Consider the following 17,822-nt stretch of genomic DNA (forward strand, 5'->3'; position numbering starts at 1 on the left):
CGCCGTAGGGTGGTCGCGCTATGACGAAGCCCTCACTCCCCGAACTCCTGCACGCTGCCGTCACCGCTGTCGGCGGTACGGAGCGCCCCGGCCAGGTGACCATGGCCGAAGCCGTCGCCGAGGCGATCGACGACGGATCCCATCTGCTGGTCCAGGCCGGCACCGGCACCGGTAAGTCGCTCGGATACCTCGTGCCCGCACTCGCGCACGGGGAGCGTGTCGTGGTCGCGACCGCCACGCTGGCCCTGCAGCGCCAGCTCGTGGAGCGGGACCTGCCGCGTACGGTCGACGCGCTGCACCCGCTGCTGCGCCGCCGCCCGGAGTTCGCGATGCTCAAGGGCAGGTCGAACTACCTGTGCCTGCACCGACTCCACGAAGGCGTCCCGCAGGACGAGGAGGAAGGCCTCTTCGACCAGTTCGAGGCGGCCGCACCGACGAGCAAACTGGGCCAGGACCTGCTCCGGCTGCGGGACTGGTCGGACGAGACCGAGACCGGTGACCGGGACGACCTCACGCCCGGTGTCTCCGACCGGGCGTGGGCGCAGGTGTCGGTGTCCTCCCGGGAGTGCCTGGGGGCCACGAAGTGCGCCTACGGCGCCGAGTGCTTCGCGGAGATGGCCCGTGAGCGCGCCAAGCTCGCCGAGGTCGTCGTCACCAATCACGCGCTGCTCGCCATCGACGCCATCGAGGGTGCGCCGGTCCTTCCGCAGCACGAGGTGCTGATCGTCGACGAGGCGCACGAGCTGGTCTCGAGGGTCACCGGTGTGGCCACCGGCGAGCTCACTCCCGGCCAGGTCAACCGGGCCGTACGCCGGGCGGCGAAGCTGGTCAACGAAAAGGCCGCCGACCAGCTCCAGACCGCCGCCGAGGGCTTCGAGCGGATCATGGAACTGGCGCTGCCCGGCCGTCTGGAGGAGGTCCCGGAGGATCTCGGGTACGCCCTCATGGCACTGCGTGACGCCGCGCGGACCGTCATCTCGGCCATCGGCGCGACCCGCGACAAGTCCGTCCAGGACGAGGACGCGGTCCGCAAGCAGGCCCTCGCGTCCGTGGAGAGCGTGCACGATGTGGCGGAGCGGATCGTCAACGGCTCCGAGTACGACGTCGTCTGGTACGAGCGGCACGACCGTTTCGGTGCCTCTGTGCGGGTCGCGCCCATGTCGGTGTCGGGCCTGCTGCGGGAGAAGCTCTTCGCCGACCGCTCCGTGACCCTGGCCTCGGCGACGTTGAAACTGGGCGGGGACTTCAACGGCGTGGGTGCCTCGATGGGGCTGGCCCCGGAGGGCACCGAGGGCGAGGACGTCCCCCAGTGGAAGGGCATCGACGTGGGGTCGCCCTTCGACTACCCCAAGCAGGGCATCCTCTATGTGGCCAAACACCTGGCGCGTCCCGCGCGGGACGGCGACCGCGGCGACATGCTGGACGAACTGACCGAGCTGATCCAGGCGGCCGGCGGACGCACGCTCGGGCTGTTCTCCTCCATGCGGGCCGCCCAGCTCGCCGCCGAGGAACTGCGCACGCGCGTTCCGGAGTTCCCGATCCTGCTCCAGGGCGAGGAGACGCTCGGCGAGCTGATCAAGAACTTCGCGGCGGATCCGAAGACCTGCCTCTTCGGCACACTGTCGCTCTGGCAGGGCGTCGATGTCCCGGGCGCCAGCTGCCAGCTGGTCGTCATGGACAAGATCCCGTTCCCGCGCCCGGACGACCCTTTGATGAGCGCCCGCCAGAAGGCGGTGGAGGACGCCGGGGGCAACGGGTTCATGGCCGTCGCGGCCACCCATGCGGCGCTGCTGATGGCCCAGGGCGCCGGCCGGCTGGTACGGGCGTCGGGGGACCGTGGTGTGGTCGCCGTACTGGACCAGCGGCTGGCGACGGCCCGCTACGGGAGCTATCTGAAGGCGTCCCTGCCGGACTTCTGGTACACCACGGACCGCAACCAGGTCCGCAGGTCGCTCGCGGCGATCGACGCGAGGGCCAAGGAGGCGGAAGCGCAGTGAAGGAGGGGGCCGTCCCGCTGCGGGGACGGCCCCCTCCTCCATGGTTCAGCCGGCACAGCACAGGGCCCCGGAACCGGCGCAGGGATCCCGGGGCCCAGTTTGAGGGAGCGGACGGAGGCGTCCCGTCCGCCGCCGTACTCAGATGCGGCGGAGTACGGCCACCACCTTGCCGAGGATGGTCGCCTCGTCGCCCGGGATCGGCTCGTAGGCCGAGTTGTGCGGGAGGAGCCACACATGGCCGTCCTCGCGCTTGAAACGCTTGACGGTGGCCTCGCCCTCCAGCATCGCGGCCACGATGTCGCCGTTCTCGGCGACGGGCTGACGGCGGACGGTGACCCAGTCGCCGTCGCAGATCGCGGCCTCGATCATCGAGTCACCGACGACCTTCAGCACGAACAGCTCACCGTCGCCCACCAACTGCCTCGGGAGGGGGAAGACGTCCTCGACCGACTCCTCGGCGAGGATCGGGCCACCGGCGGCGATGCGGCCGACCAGCGGGACGTACGACGCGGCGGGCTTGCCGGCGGTGTCCGTGGGCTGCGCGGAGCTGGCCTGGTCGGAACCTCGTACCTCGTAGGCGCGCGGCCGGTGCGGGTCCCTGCGCAGGAAACCCTTCCGCTCCAGTGCCATCAGCTGGTGGGCGACCGAGGACGTGCTGGACAGGCCGACCGCCTGACCGATCTCCCGCATGGACGGCGGGTAGCCGCGCCGTTGTACGGAGTCCCTGATGACCTCGATCACTCGGCGCTGCCGGTCGGTGAGTCCCGAGCTGTCGGCGCGGATGCCTGGAGGTCGCCCAGGCAGAGAGCGCTTGTGTGCCTCGGGATTCGTGGCTTCGTTCATCGCATGCACCGGCTCGAGTCGGCCCTGGGAGCGGTCCTGGGCAGTGATGGTGGCACTGTCTGCGGTGGTGGTCACGTCGGCCCCTCTCGATTGTCTCCCTGCTGGACAACGGTAGTAGCTTTCGAAAGGTTGCGCCAAACACACGTTCGAGTGAAAAAGCGTGGATAGCCTGACGTGATCATGTGTCTGGGTGTATGGCTAACGTGCTGCCCGGCAGACAAGAGGTCCGTTGTCGTACTCTTCACCGCCGGGACGGATGACCTTGTCGAGGCGCGGTCCCAGTCTGCCATCCGGCGCTCCGCGGGCCGAGAACCGGCCCCGCTCTGTGCGAGAGTCCCACCACCCCTCCCTGCGACGCCCACGGTATCGCCGTATCCGGCGTGCCGATACGGGTGCACGCGCGCGTGCACGGGTGGTTTTCGGGAGCTGGGCGTGACGGCGGAATCGCGAGGGGTGAGGTCGTCGGACGCGACACGCGATACAGCCTGGATGTATGGGCCAAGCCCCCATATGTAGTGGTTGGATTGCACCAGCGGCCCAGAAGTTGTGGTCCCTGGTGTCTTCGGATGCTCATGGATCCCCTATGCTTGAGGCTGCTTCGAGGGGCCCGTGAGGTCCGGCGAGGCTATTGAGTCTGCTCTGAGGAGGGTTGGAGTTCATGCACTGCCCCTTCTGCAGGCACCCCGACAGCCGTGTCGTCGACAGCCGTACGACGGATGACGGCACGTCGATCCGCAGGCGCCGCCAGTGCCCTGACTGCTCCCGTCGTTTCACGACCGTGGAGACGTGCTCGCTCATGGTGGTGAAGCGGTCCGGGGTCACCGAGCCCTTCAGCCGTACCAAGGTCATCAATGGCGTGCGCAAGGCATGTCAGGGACGGCCTGTCACCGAGGACGCTCTGGCGCAGCTCGGCCAGCGGGTCGAGGAGGCGGTGCGGGCCACCGGAAGCGCCGAGTTGACCACCCATGACGTGGGGCTGGCCATACTCGGCCCGTTGCAGGAGCTCGACCTCGTCGCCTATCTGCGATTCGCCTCCGTCTACCGGGCGTTCGACTCGCTCGAGGACTTCGAGGCCGCCATCGCGGAACTCAGGGACCAGACGGCACGCCCCGCCGCGGACGACGACGACCGCGAGGGTGATGCAGGGGCTGCCGCGGGAAGCCGGGAGGACGAAGGCGGGCCCGGTGGGACCGTGCAGGTCCCCGAGCCCGCCCACGCCGCCGACTGACCTGAACGCCGGACCCGGGATTTCGAGTCCGGGGACGGCCGGGCGCCGGCGGACCAAGACCTGTTGTGGGCGACAGCGCGTGGATGCCCACAGCACAAGACAGAACACCGTGTCACGGGAACAACGTGGCATTTTAGGGCGTTTTCGCCCGTAGAGGGAGGCGGCATGACAGAGACGGCGAGCGGTCCGGCGCGAGGTTCCCGAGTCAAGGGCACCAAGACCACCAAGGGCCTGCGTATCGAGCGCATCCACACGACCCCCGGCGTGCACCCTTACGACGAGGTGGCCTGGGAGCGTCGTGACGTCGTCATGACCAACTGGCGCGACGGCTCGGTCAATTTCGAGCAGCGTGGCGTCGAGTTCCCCGACTTCTGGTCGGTGAACGCGGTCAACATCGTCACCAGCAAGTACTTCCGTGGTGCCGTGGGCACCCCTCAGCGCGAGACCGGCCTCAGGCAGCTGATCGACCGCATCGTGAAGACGTACCGGAAGGCCGGTGAGGACCACAAGTACTTCACCTCGCCCGCCGATGCCGAGATCTTCGAGCACGAGCTGGCGTACGCCCTCCTGCACCAGATCTTCAGCTTCAACAGCCCCGTCTGGTTCAACGTCGGTACCCCGCAGCCCCAGCAGGTCTCCGCCTGCTTCATCCTGGCCGTCGACGACTCCATGGAGTCGATCCTCGACTGGTACAAGGAAGAGGGCATGATCTTCAAGGGCGGCTCCGGCGCCGGCCTGAACCTCTCCCGCATCCGCTCCTCCAAGGAGCTCCTCTCCTCCGGCGGCAACGCCTCGGGACCGGTCTCCTTCATGCGGGGCGCCGACGCCTCCGCCGGCACCATCAAGTCCGGTGGCGCCACCCGTCGCGCCGCCAAGATGGTCGTCCTCGACGTGGACCACCCGGACGTCGAGGACTTCATCGCCACCAAGGTGAAGGAAGAGGAGAAGATCCGCGCTCTGCGTGACGCGGGCTTCGACATGGACCTGGGCGGCGACGACATCACGTCCGTCCAGTACCAGAACGCCAACAACAGCGTCCGCGTGAACGACGAGTTCATGACGGCCGTCGAGAACGGCACCGAGTTCGGCCTCCGCGCCCGTATGACCGGCGAGATCATCGAGAAGGTCGACGCCAAGGCGCTGTTCCGCAAGCTCGCCGAGGCCGCGTGGGCCTGTGCCGACCCGGGCATCCAGTACGACGGTGTGATCAACAACTGGCACACCTGCCCCGAGTCCGGCCGGATCACCGCGTCGAACCCGTGCAGCGAGTACATGCACCTGGACAACACGTCCTGCAACCTCGCCTCGCTGAACCTGATGAAGTTCCTCAAGGACGACAGCAAGGGCAACCAGTCCTTCGAGGCCGACCGTTTCCAGAAGGTCGTCGAGCTCGTCATCACCGCGATGGACATCTCCATCTGCTTCGCGGACTTCCCGACCGAGAAGATCGGCGAGAACACGCGCGCGTTCCGCCAGCTCGGCATCGGCTACGCCAACCTCGGCGCCCTGCTGATGGCCACCGGCCACGCCTACGACTCGGACGGCGGCCGCACCCTGGCCGGCGCCATCACCTCCCTGATGACGGGCACGGCCTACCGCCGCTCCGCCGAACTGGCCGCCGTCGTCGGCCCGTACGACGGCTACGCCCGCAACGCCGACGCCCACAACCGCGTCATGAAGCAGCACTCCGACGCCAACGGTGCGGCCGTCCGCACGGACGACCTGGACAGCTCCGTCTGGGCCGCCGCCACGGAGGCCTGGCAGGACGTGCTGCGCCTCGGTGAGAAGAACGGTTTCCGTAACTCTCAGGCGTCCGTGCTCGCCCCGACCGGCACCATCGGTCTGGCGATGTCCTGCGACACCACCGGCGTCGAGCCCGACCTCGCCCTGGTCAAGTTCAAGAAGCTGGTCGGCGGCGGCTCGATGCAGATCGTCAACGGCACCGTCCCGCAGGCCCTGCGCCGTCTGGGTTACCAGGAGGAGCAGATCGAGGCGATCGTCGCCCACATCGCCGACAACGGCAATGTGATCGACGCCCCCGGTCTCAAGCCGGAGCACTACGAGGTGTTCGACTGCGCCATGGGCGAGCGCGCCATCTCCCCGATGGGCCACGTCCGCATGATGGCCGCGATCCAGCCCTGGATCTCCGGTGCCATCTCCAAGACGGTCAACATGCCGGAGACGGCGACCGTCGAGGAGGTCGAGGAGATCTACTTCGAGGCCTGGAAGCTCGGCGTCAAGGCGCTCGCGATCTACCGCGACAACTGCAAGGTCGGCCAGCCCCTCTCCGCGAAGACCAAGGAGAAGGAGAAGACCGAGGTCACCGCGAAGGCCGAGGAGACGATCCGTACCGCGGTCGAGAAGGTCATCGAGTACCGCCCGGTCCGCAAGCGTCTGCCCAAGGGCCGTCCCGGCATCACGACCTCCTTCACGGTCGGTGGCGCCGAGGGTTACATGACCGCCAACTCCTACCCGGACGACGGTCTCGGCGAGGTCTTCCTGAAGATGTCCAAGCAGGGTTCGACCCTCGCCGGGATGATGGACGCCTTCTCCATCGCGGTCTCCGTCGGCCTCCAGTACGGCGTGCCGCTGGAGACGTACGTCTCGAAGTTCACCAACATGCGCTTCGAGCCGGCCGGTATGACGGACGACCCGGACGTGCGGATGGCGCAGTCGATCGTCGACTACATCTTCCGTCGCCTGGCGCTCGACTTCCTGCCCTTCGAGACGCGTTCCGCGCTCGGCATCCACTCCGCCGAGGAGCGTCAGCGCCACCTGGAGACCGGTTCGTACGAGCCGAGCTTCGAGGAGGAGAACGTGGACGTGGAGGGGCTCGCCCAGTCCGCTCCGCGGCAGACGGACCTGAAGGCCGTCGCCACGCCCAAGGCCGACGTCGCGGTGGCCGAGCCCGCCCCGAAGCAGGCCCACACCAGTGCCGAACTGGTGGAGATGCAGCTGGGTATCCAGGCCGACGCCCCGCTGTGCTTCTCCTGCGGTACGAAGATGCAGCGGGCCGGTTCCTGCTACATCTGCGAGGGCTGCGGTTCGACCAGCGGTTGCAGCTGATCCCAGCCGCGCCGGTCAGGTCGCGATGACCTGACAAAGGGCGGTGGAGCCGGTTTCCGGCTCCACCGCCCTCGGTGTTTTCCGGAGGCTCCACCGGCCGCGAGGGGGCGGGGGAGCCTCCGTGCGTTCAGGAGTGGCGCACCTGGCCCATGGTCCTCGTGAACGTCGCCGGGTCGTCCTCGAAGCCCTGGACGCCGGGGTGGAACGACCACCCGTCGGACGACTCGCGCAGGAACTCCCCGACCGTCGCGGCGGTGGCACCGAGGACGCCGGCGAAGTCGTCCTCGTCCAGGACGGTGTACCCCTCCCGTATCCGGAAGCCGGGGTTGAGCACACCGACGAACGTCCGGTGCTCCGGGTTCTGCTGGATGACGACACCGACGACCACGCGCGCGTACCGCGCGTCCAGGCGGTCGAGCTCCAGCGTCATCACCTCGTCCCAGCCGAAGCCCTTGCCGTCCTTGCTGTCCCGGTTGAGATAGATGGTTCCGTCGGGGGAGCGACTGTCGAAGTGCACCACATAGGCAGGAGCACCATGTGGATCGCTCTCCAGATAGGTCGCGGCCACGATGTCCAGGTCGGTAGGCGGCTGACCCGTCGGACTCGGGTCCCACTTCAGCGCCATCTCGACCTTGCGGATTCCCTTGTTGAGGCCGCTCACCGGAATTCCCCTCCCCGTTTCCCCGTCTGACATTGCACTGAACCCGCCGAATTTCAGGGCCGGTTGTCCATCCTGCCACGCGTGCGTACGCCGTCGCAGCGCCGCACTGTGAACGAGGGTGACCAACGCCACGCCCACTGGCCTTACCATGGCGCGGTGCTGGTCAAGTGGATTCGCTGCACCGTGGTGGACCGCCGCGGTTTCGAACGGGGACAGCGAAAGTGGGCGGGGCTTCTGGGGGAGCCGGGGTTCCGGGGGCAGGGCGGGGGCTGGAGCAGGGCGCGGCCCTCCGTCGCGCATGTCTTCGCCTTCTGGGAGAGCCGTGCCTTCTACGACTCCTTCATGGCGCGTTCCCATGACCGGCTGGCGGCGACTCAGTCGGGCACCTTCAAGGACGCCCAGGTACGGCTGTTCGACTACCGCTTCGACGTGAAGACGGGCTTCGAGCCCCGTTTCACCGACTCCGACCTTCTGAGGGTGGCACTCTGCCGGGTCCACGAGGAACGCGCCGAACACTTCTCCCTCATGCAGGAGAAGGTGTGGAACCCCGCCATGGCCGGTTCGCCCGGCATGATCCGGGGGCTGTTCGCCGAGGCTCCCGGGCACGAGTTCATGGTGCTCTCGATGTGGCGCTCGGCGGCCGAACACGGAAAGTACCGAACCGAACGCGTGGAGCGGCTCGCGCTGCGCGCGCAGACGGAGGCGGACATATCCTCCCTCACCGGCGACATCGTCGAACTCGAGTCGACGTGGACGGTTTGAAAACCGGACTCACTGCCGGACACGTCGATCGTGCGTTGAATGCGCTTTCTGGTGCGGGATGTGTGTGACCTACGCTGTATGCAGGCCGTACGAGTGCTCGATCGGCCGTCACCCGATCTAGGGTTTTGGCATGGCACGACCACGGCGCATCGTCCTTGTCCGGCACGGGGAGTCAACGGGCAATGTTGATGACACCGTCTACGAGCGTGAGCCCGACCATGCACTGGCCCTGACCGAGCGAGGGTGGCAGCAGGCCGAGGAGACGGGAAAGAACCTGCGGGAGGTGTTCGGCCGCGAGCGGGTCAGCGTGTACGTCTCCCCCTACCGGCGTACGCATGAGACGCTCCGGGCCTTCCATCTGGACCCCGAGCGCATACGGGTACGTGAGGAGCCCCGGCTGCGCGAACAGGACTGGGGGAACTGGCAGGACCGCGACGACGTACGGCTGCAGAAGACCTACCGGGACGCCTACGGGCACTTCTTCTACCGTTTCGCCCAGGGCGAGAGCGGCGCCGACGTCTACGACCGGGTCGGCGGTTTCCTGGAGAGCCTCTTCCGCAGCTTCGAGGCCCCCGACCATCCGCCGAACGTGCTCATCGTGACCCATGGCCTCGCGATGCGACTGTTCTGCATGCGCTGGTTCCACTGGACGGTCGCGGAGTTCGAGTCCCTCGCGAATCCGGGGAACGCCGAGATGCGCATGCTCGTTCTCGGGGACGACGACAGGTACACGCTCGACCGGCCCTTCAACCGCTGGCGAGACCCGGAACCGTACGGAATCACCGGATAGGGTGGCAGAGCGATGACCACTGACCCCTCTCCCGACCGGCGCCTGGAGCGCGCGCTGGCAAGCCTGCGAGGCCTCGCCGCGGGCGACGCGCTGGGCTCGCAGTTCTTCGTGCCGGTGAACTATCCGCTGCTCCAGCGCCGGGAGCTGCCGCCCGGCCCGTGGCAGTGGACCGACGACACGGAGATGGCCTGCTCCGTCGTTGCCGTCCTCGCCGCCCACCACCGCATCGACCAGGACGCGCTGGCCCGGTCCTTCGCGCAGCACCACGACTTCGACCGCGGGTACGGTCCCGCGGTCAACCGGCTGCTGAGGCTGGTCAGGGAGGGTGCCGACTGGCGTGAGCTGGCGGCCGCCCTGTTCAACGGGCAGGGGTCCTGGGGCAACGGCGCCGCGATGCGCGTCGCGCCGCTGGGCGCCTGGTACGCGGACGATCCCGAGCAGGCGACCCATCAGGCCGAGATCTCCGCCTACCCCACGCATCAGCACCGGGAGGCCGTGGTCGGGGCCATGGCCGTCGCCGCGGCCGCCGCGCTGGTCGGCGCCCCCGACGGGCCGCCCACTGCCGAGGCGCTCCTGGACGGCGTCGTCGCCCTCGTCCCGAAGAGTGCCGTCGGCGCCGGTCTGCGGCGCGCCCGGGACATGCTCGACTACGCCGACGCGGCCACCGTCGCGGCGGTGCTGGGGTGCGGGAGACGGACGTCGGCCCACGACACCGTCCCCTTCGCGGTCTGGTCGGCGGCGCGCGCCCTCGGCGACTACGAGACGGCGTTCTGGACGACCGCGCAGGTGGGCGGCGATGTGGACACGACCTGCGCCATCGTGGGCGGCATCCTCGCGTCCGGCAGGGCGGGGACTCCGCCGGAGGCCTGGGTGCGGCAGGTGGAGGCGTTGCCGGGGTGGATGCCCGCGCGCCACGTGATGCCCGAAGCCCGAGGCTGACGGCAGACGCCTGACGGGCGAGCGCCTGGCGCCTGATCGTGAGCCTGCGTCGTCGCGCCGGGCGGGGTGGTGCGGCGGGCCGCCGAGAACTCTCGGTGTCCGACGGGAACTCTGCGTGACCATTCGTGCGTTGTCCGGGCATCCGCTGCGCGACCTGTGCGTGCAGCCGGGCGGGTGACTGTGGGACGACCTAGGGGGTGGGCGTGCGGTTCGACCTGTTGGCGATCATGTCGGTGTCGGTACCGAGAGGCCGTGCGGGCCGACCCGGAAGCGGTGGACGCGCCCTCGGCGTGACAGGCGGTGACACTCCCGGGTCGGCCGGCGACGCCGTCCCGTCAGCCGGCCGTGGGGCCCGGCGTGCCGGACAGTGCCTCCAGGTCGCTCTTCCGGATACGGATGACGAACCATGCCGTCACCAGGGCCAGTGCGGCCATCGCGGCGGCGGGGACGAAGGCCGTCGAGATGCCGTGGGCGAGTACCTCGTGCCCCCAGGGAGCGGGCAACTGGTGCGTCTTGGCGAACTCCGCCTTCTGTTCCGGGGTTCCTTCCGTGAGGAACTTCGGCAACTGCTTCTCCGCCTCGTCCTTGCTGGCCGTGCCGAAGACGGTCGTGAGGATGGACAGACCGAGCGAACCTCCCACCTGCTGGGTGGCGTTGAGCAGGCCGGACGCGGCGCCCGCTTCGTGCGGGGCGACACCCGAGACGGCGGTGACCGTCACCGTCACGAAGTTCAGTCCCATACCGAAGCCGAAGATCACCATCGGTCCGAGCACCCCGCCCACGTAGGAGCTGTCGGGGCTGATGAAGGCCTGCCAGGTGAGGCCGAGCGCCACCAGCGCGGAACCGACGATCATGAAGGGCTTGGGGCCGACGGTGGGCAGGAAGCGCTGCGACAGCCCCGCGCCCGCCGCGATGGCGACCGTGACGGGGAGGAAGGCGAGACCCGCCTTGATCGGGCTGTAGCCCAGCACGTTCTGCACGAAGAGCACGATGTAGAAGAACATGCCGAACATGGCCGCAGCGAGGCTCAGCATGATCACGTACGTACCGGAGCGGTTGCGGTCGGCGAACATCTTCAGCGGAGTGATCGGCTCCTTGGCCCGTGCCTCCGTGAACACGAAGGCCACCAGCAGGACCAGCGCGACCGCGAAGGCGCCGAGGGTCACGCCGTCCCGCCAGCCTTCCTCCGCCGCGCGGATGAACGCGTAGACCAGGGAGGCCATGCCGAGCGTCGAGGTCAGCGCGCCGGCTATGTCGAAGCGTCCGGGATGGCGCTCGGACTCGCTGATGTAGAGCGGTGTGACGAAGGCGATGAGTACGCCGATGGGCACGTTGACGAACAGCACCCAGCGCCAGTCGAGCCACTCGGTGAGCATGCCGCCCGCCAGCAGGCCGATGGCGCCGCCGCCCGCGGAGACCGCGGCGAAGACGCCGAAGGCCCGGTTCCGCTCCGGTCCCTCGGGGAACGTGGTGGTGATGAGCGCCAGCGAGGTGGGCGACGCGATGGCGCCTCCCACACCCTGGAGGGCGCGTGCGGCGAGCAACTGCCAGGGTTCCTGGGCCAGTCCGCCCAGGAGCGAGGCGAAGGTGAAGAGAAGGATGCCGGCCATGAACACTCGTCGCCGGCCGAGGATGTCACCCGCCCTGGCACCGAGCAGCAACAGGCCGCCGAAGGTGAGCGTGTAGGCGCTGACCACCCAGGTGAGATCGGTAGTGCTGAACTTGAGCGAGTCTTGAATGTGCGGGAGCGCGATGTTCACAATCGTCGCGTCGAGTACCACCATGAGTTGGCAGGCCGCGATCACGGTGAGCGCGATGCCGGGGTGTCCCTCCCGGCGGGCCGCTCCGGGCTTCTGGTTCTGAGTCAGCTGAGAGGTTGTCACTATGAGTCCCCCACAAGAGCATTAGTGAACGATGGCGTTCACTGGCCCGTCAACGGTAGTGAGTTCTTCGTAGTGAACGCAAGCGTTCACTCGCGGCGTCGCCTCTCGGCGTATCCCCCGTCGCGGTCGCGCAGATCATCGCTCCACCCCCTGATCCCCGCTTCCTCTGCTCGCTGGAGACACTCGGATGGTTACTTCGCGCTGGACGGCCGCCCCCGCTCGGGCGTCCTCTCCCCGCCGGCGCGGCGCCGTGCTCGAACGTGCGATTCTCGATGCCACGCTGGAGCAGTTGGGCACCGTCGGCTGGAACGGCCTCACGATGGAGGGGGTGGCGGCCGGCGCGCAGACAGGCAAGGCCGCCGTCTACCGCCGCTGGCCGTCCAAGGAGGCGCTCGTCGCGGACGCCCTGCGGGCCGGATTGCCTCGGCTGGACGCCGTACCCGATCTGGGCAGCGTGCGTGAGGATCTGATGGCGCTGTGCCGTGACGCGCGTGACGCCATGTTCTCCCGCCCCGGTTTCGCGCTGCGCTCGATCATTCACGAATGCGATCCGATCCAGGCTGAACGCTTCCACACCTTGATCATCGAGGGAGTGGTGGAGCCGACCGTAAAGCTCCTGCATGAGGTTGTCACCCGTGGAATCGAACGAGGAGAGGTGCGACCCGACGCGGCGAACGGTTATGTCTTCGATGCCATCCCGGCCATGATGATGTACCGGTCGAAGATGTGCGGATGCGAATGGAACGATCGTGAGCTCGATGAGATGATCGACTGGCTCATGCTGCCGCTGCTGCGGCCGGACATGACCTGAGCGCGGACTCGGCGCCCCGGCGCCCGGTCGGTGAGGGGTCTGCGCCGACCGGGGTGTCGCGACGGGATCGGGGCGGCGTAATCTAAGGGCGACATGCCGTACGAACCACCCACTCACGCAGTCGAGCGCTCCCTCCGCGCCACGACCGGAGCGAAGGTCATTGCCGGTGTCGACGAGGTGGGCCGCGGTGCCTGGGCCGGACCCGTCACCGTCTGCGCCGCCGTCACCGGACTCCGTCGGCCCCCCGTGGGCCTCACCGATTCCAAGTTGCTCACCGTCAAGCGGCGAAACGAGCTCTCGCAGGAGCTGCTGACGTGGGTGACGTCGCACGCCCTGGGGCACGCCTCCCCGGAGGAGATCGACGACCTCGGGATGACCGCCGCGCTCCGGCTTGCCGCCGGGCGGGCCCTGGAGGCCCTCCCGGTGCGTCCGGACGCGGTGATTCTCGATGGGAAGCACGACTATCTCGGCACGCCGTGGAGGGTCCGCACGGTGATCAAGGGCGACCAGTCCTGCGTGGCGGTCGCGGCGGCCTCGGTGATCGCCAAGGTCCAGCGCGACAAAATGATGGCCGAACTGGGCATCGACCATGCAGACTTCGGTTTTGCGGACAATGCCGGGTATCCGTCGCCCGTGCACAAGGCCGCACTGCAGGAGCGGGGACCCACTCCGCTCCACCGGTTGTCGTGGGCGTATCTTGATGCGCTGCCCCAGTGGCGGCACCTCAAGAAGGCCCGCACCTGGGCGATCGGGAGCGTTCCGGGAGTCGAAGGTCAACTCGGCTTCGACTTCTGACGATTCCGGTCGCACTGATGTGCCACCCGCTGGCGCTTCCCGCACCAACGTTTGATAAATAACAGCTCATGCCTCTCATTCCCCAGGAGCCTCAGATTCACGAGAGTGCCCAGGGTCCTCGCGCCACCCCGGCCAGCGGCCGCACAGCGCCGACCCCTCGACCTGTACCCGGACCCCGTCCCGCGGCTCCGTCGCGTCCCGGTCGTCCAGGACCCGTCCGGCCCACGCCACCGGTGCAACGCGCGCCGCGTGATGTGGCCGCCAAGCCCGGGCCCTCGGCCCCGGCCGCCCCTGTCGTCGCCGCGTCCGCTTCGGCGACTCCCCAGGTCCAGGTGATCCCGGCCTCGGCCGAGGGCGCGCTGGACGCCGCCGAGGAGGCTGTGGACCTCCTCCTGGACTCGGGTCGTACTCCGGGGGACGTGCTGGTGATCACCACCGGCGAGCAGCACCCCTGGGCCACCCATGAACTGACCTTCGGCGAGGCGCCCTACTGGGCGCAGCACGACGCGGGAGACGACGTCTTCTACGCGGATGCCGCTGTGGTGGACCGGGCGGGTGTGCGTCCCGTCGTCGTGGTCGCCGTCAACGGCGGCTCCGACACCGTGGCCACCACCGTGCTGCCGCTGGCCCGTGCTCGGGCGGCCGGCCTGCTGATCGTCTGTGGCGATCCGCAGCAGATCAACGCGGCGTTGGGCGCGGGCGTCTGAGCCGGCTCCGGTAGGCCGGGAGGCGCCGGGCTCATGGAGGCGTCGCTGGTGCGGCGCCTCTGTTGTGTGCCCTGGTGGTCCGACCTAGCGCGGACGGCTCAGGGCTCGGCACGCGACGACGTACTACGGCCCCCGGGAGCTTTGTGCCTCCCGGGGGCCGAGTCTTTGTGGGTTCCGGCCGAAAGGCCGCCTCTCAGCGGGCTGCCGCGCGACGCAGTACCTCCGAGGCGGCGCCGCCGGTCCGGGGCAGCAGCGGTGGGGCCTCGGACAGGGCGAAGGGCTCCGGAGTCGAATCGGCGTGGGGCCGACGGCCTCCGCGCCCCTCGCCGAGGACCTGCCAGCCGTCCCGGGTGAGAGTGATGTACGCCCCGCAGCGCAGTCCGTGCAATGTGCAGGCATCCCGCAGGCCCCACATCCACGCTCCGTCCTCCTCCGTCCAGCGCGCGTCGCCGTCACGGCAGTAGAGCAGCACGGCGGTGCGCACGGGGGTGCGCAGCCTCAGGTCGTGCGGGATGACCCGGCGCAACTGGGCGAGCAGGGCGTTGCGGAACATCCAGCCGTCGGTCGAGGCCTGACGCCTGGTGAACGAGGCGCTGGCCCGCACCCGTTCGTCCGGGTCGAGCACGGCCACGATCGCGGTGGCCGGCCGTGGCCGGTGCCGCGAGTGCAGGCCGCTGACGACTTCCCGTGGGTTGCGCAGCAGCGGGATGCCGGCCGCCGCCCATTCGGCGGGCTCGAGCAAGCGGGTGGCGGAGGTGGCGGACGTGGACGTCGACAACGATGCCGCCGAGGACGGAGCGAATCCGAAGGTCACGATCCTCCCTTCGGCTACGGCCCACACTGCGGGCGGGTCGGGTTCGGGGGAGCGCACGCCGCAGCAGAGCCCTACCGGACTACGGGCGAGCCGTGCGGGGAGCGGAACTCAATTCTTCCTGCCGAACTTGGATGCGGCAACGAGCAATTGGGGCCACCGACCGTTATGTGACGATGAGTGACTTATATCCTTACCCAGTGATTCGCGGAAGGACACGTGAGCCGGCAGCTCACGCCTCGGGCGCGCTTCCGAAGCGGCGAATTCGACGGCGCGCGGACGCCGAGGCGCCACCGGCGGGCGGCCGGAGACGCTCAGGGCGGGCTTCGCCGGTCGCCATCTGTGGTCAGCCTTGCACAGCCAGTACCAGGGGCAACACCCCTTGCGCGCCCGCACGGCGGAGCATCCGGGCCGCGACCGCGAGGGTCCAGCCCGTCTCGGTGTAGTCGTCCACGAGCAGAACGGGTCCGGGGGTCTCGGCGAGCGCGGCGGCGAGCGCGGGCGGCACCTCCAGCATGCCGTGGAGCGCCTTGAGGCGTTGGGCGCTGTTGCTCCGGGAAATAGGCGAAGCGTCGGCGGTGTACTGCACCGACCCCAGGAGCGGCAGTCGGCCGACTTCGGAGATGCGCGCGCCCAGCGAGTGGATCAACTGCGGTCGTGTGCGGGAGGCGATGGTGACCACGCCGACCGGGCGAGGCGAGGCGTCGGCCACCGCGGAGGCCCAACCGCCGGGACCCTTCGCCCAGTCGGCCAGCACTCCCACCACGGCCTTCGCCACATCGTCCGGAACCGGCTCGTCGGAAGCCTGGGCGGTGAACATCGGGCGCAGCCGATTGCCCCAGCCGATGTCGGAGAGGCGCCCCAGCGCACGCCCGGTCGACGCCTGCTCACCGGCCGGAATGCGCCCCTTGAGCTCGACGCCGATCGCCGGGAGGCCGGTCGGCCACATCCGGCGGGACTCCACCTCGACGCCCGCTCGGCCCAGGTCCACGCGCGCGGCGTCCAGCGCGGCCGTGGACGTCTCGGCGGCGTAACGCGCCCCCGCGCAGTTGTCGCAGCGGCCGCAGGGCTTGGCGCCTTCGTCGTCGAGCTGGCGCTGAAGGAACTCCATCCGGCAGTCCGTCGTCGACGCGTACTGCCGCATCGCCTCCTGCTCGGCCTTGCGCTGCTTGGCGACCCACTCGTACCGCTCGGTCTCGTACCGCCACGGCTGTCCGGTCGCGAGCCAGCCGCCCTTGACCCGCTTGACCGCCCCGTCCACGTCGAGGACCTTGAGCATGGTCTCCAGGCGGGAGCGGCGCAGTTCCACCAAGGGCTCCAGAGCGGGCAGCGACACGGGCCGCTCCGCACGCGCGAGGACATCCAGTGTGCGGCGCACCAGCTCCTCCGACGGGAAGGCGAGCGACGCGAAGTACTCCCAGATCGCCTCGTCCTCCCTCCCCGGCAGCAGCAGCACCTCCGCGTGCTCCACGCCGCGACCGGCGCGACCCACCTGCTGGTAGTACGCGATGGGGGAGGAGGGCGAACCCAGGTGCACGACGAATCCGAGGTCGGGCTTGTCGAAGCCCATGCCGAGCGCCGAGGTGGCGACCAGCGCCTTGACCTTGTTGGCCAGCAGGTCCTCCTCGGCCTGCTGCCGGTCGGCGTTCTCCGTGCGTCCGGTGTACGAGGCGACGATGTGGCCGCGCTGCCGGAGGAAGGCGGTGACCTCCTCCGCGGCGGCGACGGTGAGCGTGTAGACGATTCCGGAGCCGGGGAGGTCGTCGAAATGGTCGGCCAGCCACGCCATCCGGTGCGCGGCGTCGGGCAGCCGCAGCACGTTCAGGCTGAGGCTCTCGCGGTCCAGCGGGCCGCGCAGCACCAGGGCGTCAGAGGTGCCGCCGGTGCCGAGCTGTTCGGCGACATCGGAGGTCACGCGCGCGTTGGCGGTCGCGGTCGTCGCGAGTACCGGTACGCCCGGCGGGAGATCGGTGAGCATGGTCCGCAGCCGACGGTAGTCCGGGCGGAAGTCGTGGCCCCAGTCGGAGATGCAGTGGGCCTCGTCGACCACGAGCAGTCCGGTCGCGGCCGCCAGCGCGGGCAGCACCTCGTCACGGAAGTCCGGGTTGTTGAGCCGCTCCGGGCTGACCAGCAGGACGTCGACCTTGCCGGCGGCGATCTCGTCCTGCACGGTGTCCCACTCCTCGGTGTTCGAGGAGTTGATGGTCCGTGCGTGGATACCGGCCCGGGCCGCTGCCTCGACCTGGTTGCGCATCAGGGCGAGCAGCGGAGAGACGATCACCGTGGGGCCGGAGCCACGGGCGCGGAGCAGGGAGGTCGCCACGAAATAGACGGCGGACTTGCCCCACCCCGTCCGCTGCACGACCAGGGCCCGGCGCCGGTCCGCGACCAGTGCCTCGATGGCCCGCCACTGGTCTTCCCGCAGCCGGGCCACGCCCGTGTCGTCCCCGACGAGGCGGGCGAGGACGGCGTCGGCGTCGGCGCGGAGATCGGCGTTGCTCGTGTGCTCCATGCCCCCATACAACAGGA

The 17,822-nt window shown here is 69.2% G+C and carries 14 protein-coding genes; 9 read left to right on the plus strand and 5 right to left on the minus strand.

The window, feature by feature from the left end:
• Positions 1-20 precede the first annotated feature (20 nt).
• The gene (locus ABT070_RS33345; protein ID WP_351766183.1) at positions 21-1,997 is read left to right on the plus strand and encodes an ATP-dependent DNA helicase; all 1,977 of its coding nucleotides are present in this window, start codon (positions 21-23) and stop codon (positions 1,995-1,997) included.
• A 138-nt stretch (positions 1,998-2,135) separates the two neighbouring features.
• Here the strand turns inward: ABT070_RS33345 and lexA are convergent, their stop codons facing one another.
• The gene (gene lexA, locus ABT070_RS33350) at positions 2,136-2,915 is read right to left on the minus strand and encodes a transcriptional repressor LexA (protein ID WP_351766185.1); all 780 of its coding nucleotides are present in this window, start codon (positions 2,913-2,915) and stop codon (positions 2,136-2,138) included.
• Positions 2,916-3,498: 583 nt separating this feature from the next.
• On the opposite strand from lexA, the gene nrdR reads away from it, so the two are divergent.
• Positions 3,499-4,068 carry a transcriptional regulator NrdR gene (gene nrdR / locus ABT070_RS33355; protein WP_351766187.1) on the plus strand — a complete coding sequence of 190 codons (570 nt, stop codon included), beginning with the start codon at positions 3,499-3,501 and terminating at the stop codon, positions 4,066-4,068.
• Between the two features lie 165 nt (positions 4,069-4,233).
• Positions 4,234-7,134 carry a vitamin B12-dependent ribonucleotide reductase gene (locus ABT070_RS33360; protein ID WP_351766189.1) on the plus strand — a complete coding sequence of 967 codons (2,901 nt, stop codon included), beginning with the start codon at positions 4,234-4,236 and terminating at the stop codon, positions 7,132-7,134.
• Between the two features lie 127 nt (positions 7,135-7,261).
• Here ABT070_RS33360 and ABT070_RS33365 read toward each other — a convergent pair whose 3' ends face one another.
• Entirely contained in the window at positions 7,262-7,795 is a 534-nt protein-coding gene (locus tag ABT070_RS33365) for a TerD family protein (protein ID WP_351766191.1), read from the minus strand.
• Positions 7,796-7,951: 156 nt separating this feature from the next.
• Between ABT070_RS33365 and ABT070_RS33370 the strand changes: the two genes are divergently transcribed.
• The 3 genes from ABT070_RS33370 (at position 7,952) to ABT070_RS33380 (ending at position 10,286) form a co-directional block, all read left to right on the plus strand.
• Complete coding sequence (locus ABT070_RS33370) at positions 7,952-8,557, plus strand: YdbC family protein (protein WP_351766193.1); 606 nt, start codon at positions 7,952-7,954, stop codon at positions 8,555-8,557.
• 130 nt (positions 8,558-8,687) lie between these two features.
• Positions 8,688-9,347 (plus strand): histidine phosphatase family protein, encoded by a 660-nt coding sequence (locus ABT070_RS33375; protein ID WP_351766195.1) that lies wholly within the window; start codon positions 8,688-8,690, stop codon positions 9,345-9,347.
• Between the two features lie 12 nt (positions 9,348-9,359).
• Complete coding sequence (locus ABT070_RS33380; protein ID WP_351766197.1) at positions 9,360-10,286, plus strand: ADP-ribosylglycohydrolase family protein; 927 nt, start codon at positions 9,360-9,362, stop codon at positions 10,284-10,286.
• Between the two features lie 335 nt (positions 10,287-10,621).
• On the opposite strand, the gene ABT070_RS33385 is transcribed toward ABT070_RS33380, so the two are convergent.
• Positions 10,622-12,169, minus strand: a complete 1,548-nt coding sequence (locus tag ABT070_RS33385; RefSeq protein ID WP_351766199.1) for an MFS transporter — start codon at positions 12,167-12,169, stop codon at positions 10,622-10,624.
• 187 nt (positions 12,170-12,356) lie between these two features.
• Here ABT070_RS33385 and ABT070_RS33390 point away from each other — a divergent pair, with 187 nt between their 5' ends.
• From ABT070_RS33390 to ABT070_RS33400, 3 genes are all read left to right on the plus strand, one after another.
• Positions 12,357-12,980: a TetR/AcrR family transcriptional regulator gene (locus ABT070_RS33390; RefSeq protein ID WP_351766201.1), complete on the plus strand. Its 624-nt coding sequence runs from the start codon at positions 12,357-12,359 to the stop codon at positions 12,978-12,980.
• 93 nt (positions 12,981-13,073) lie between these two features.
• Positions 13,074-13,775 carry a ribonuclease HII gene (gene rnhB / locus ABT070_RS33395; protein WP_351766204.1) on the plus strand — a complete coding sequence of 234 codons (702 nt, stop codon included), beginning with the start codon at positions 13,074-13,076 and terminating at the stop codon, positions 13,773-13,775.
• A gap of 68 nt (positions 13,776-13,843) precedes the next feature.
• The gene (locus ABT070_RS33400; protein WP_351766206.1) at positions 13,844-14,482 is read left to right on the plus strand and encodes a hypothetical protein; all 639 of its coding nucleotides are present in this window, start codon (positions 13,844-13,846) and stop codon (positions 14,480-14,482) included.
• A gap of 193 nt (positions 14,483-14,675) precedes the next feature.
• Here ABT070_RS33400 and ABT070_RS33405 read toward each other — a convergent pair whose 3' ends face one another.
• On the minus strand, positions 14,676-15,296 hold the full coding sequence (locus ABT070_RS33405) for a hypothetical protein (RefSeq protein WP_351766208.1): 621 nt from the start codon (positions 15,294-15,296) through the stop codon (positions 14,676-14,678).
• Positions 15,297-15,639: 343 nt separating this feature from the next.
• Positions 15,640-17,805 carry a RecQ family ATP-dependent DNA helicase gene (locus tag ABT070_RS33410; RefSeq protein ID WP_351766210.1) on the minus strand — a complete coding sequence of 722 codons (2,166 nt, stop codon included), beginning with the start codon at positions 17,803-17,805 and terminating at the stop codon, positions 15,640-15,642.
• Between the last annotated feature and the right edge of the window lie 17 nt (positions 17,806-17,822).

Source organism: Streptomyces sp. NPDC002884 (assembly GCF_040295245.1).
Taxonomy (GTDB): Bacteria; Actinomycetota; Actinomycetes; order Streptomycetales; family Streptomycetaceae; genus Streptomyces.

Excerpts from the sequence above, each read along its gene's own strand:
- ABT070_RS33345 (WP_351766183.1), top strand. The coding sequence starts at position 21 with ATGACGAAGCCCTCACTCCCCGAACTCCTGCACGCTGCCGTCACCGCT.
- nrdR (WP_351766187.1), top strand. The coding sequence starts at position 3,499 with ATGCACTGCCCCTTCTGCAGGCACCCCGACAGCCGTGTCGTCGACAGC.
- ABT070_RS33360 (WP_351766189.1), top strand. The coding sequence starts at position 4,234 with ATGACAGAGACGGCGAGCGGTCCGGCGCGAGGTTCCCGAGTCAAGGGC.
- ABT070_RS33375 (WP_351766195.1), top strand. The coding sequence starts at position 8,688 with ATGGCACGACCACGGCGCATCGTCCTTGTCCGGCACGGGGAGTCAACG.
- ABT070_RS33380 (WP_351766197.1), top strand. The coding sequence starts at position 9,360 with ATGACCACTGACCCCTCTCCCGACCGGCGCCTGGAGCGCGCGCTGGCA.
- ABT070_RS33390 (WP_351766201.1), top strand. The coding sequence starts at position 12,357 with ATGGTTACTTCGCGCTGGACGGCCGCCCCCGCTCGGGCGTCCTCTCCC.
- rnhB (WP_351766204.1), top strand. The coding sequence starts at position 13,074 with ATGCCGTACGAACCACCCACTCACGCAGTCGAGCGCTCCCTCCGCGCC.
- ABT070_RS33400 (WP_351766206.1), top strand. The coding sequence starts at position 13,844 with ATGCCTCTCATTCCCCAGGAGCCTCAGATTCACGAGAGTGCCCAGGGT.
- ABT070_RS33410 (WP_351766210.1), bottom strand. The coding sequence starts at position 17,805 with ATGGAGCACACGAGCAACGCCGATCTCCGCGCCGACGCCGACGCCGTC.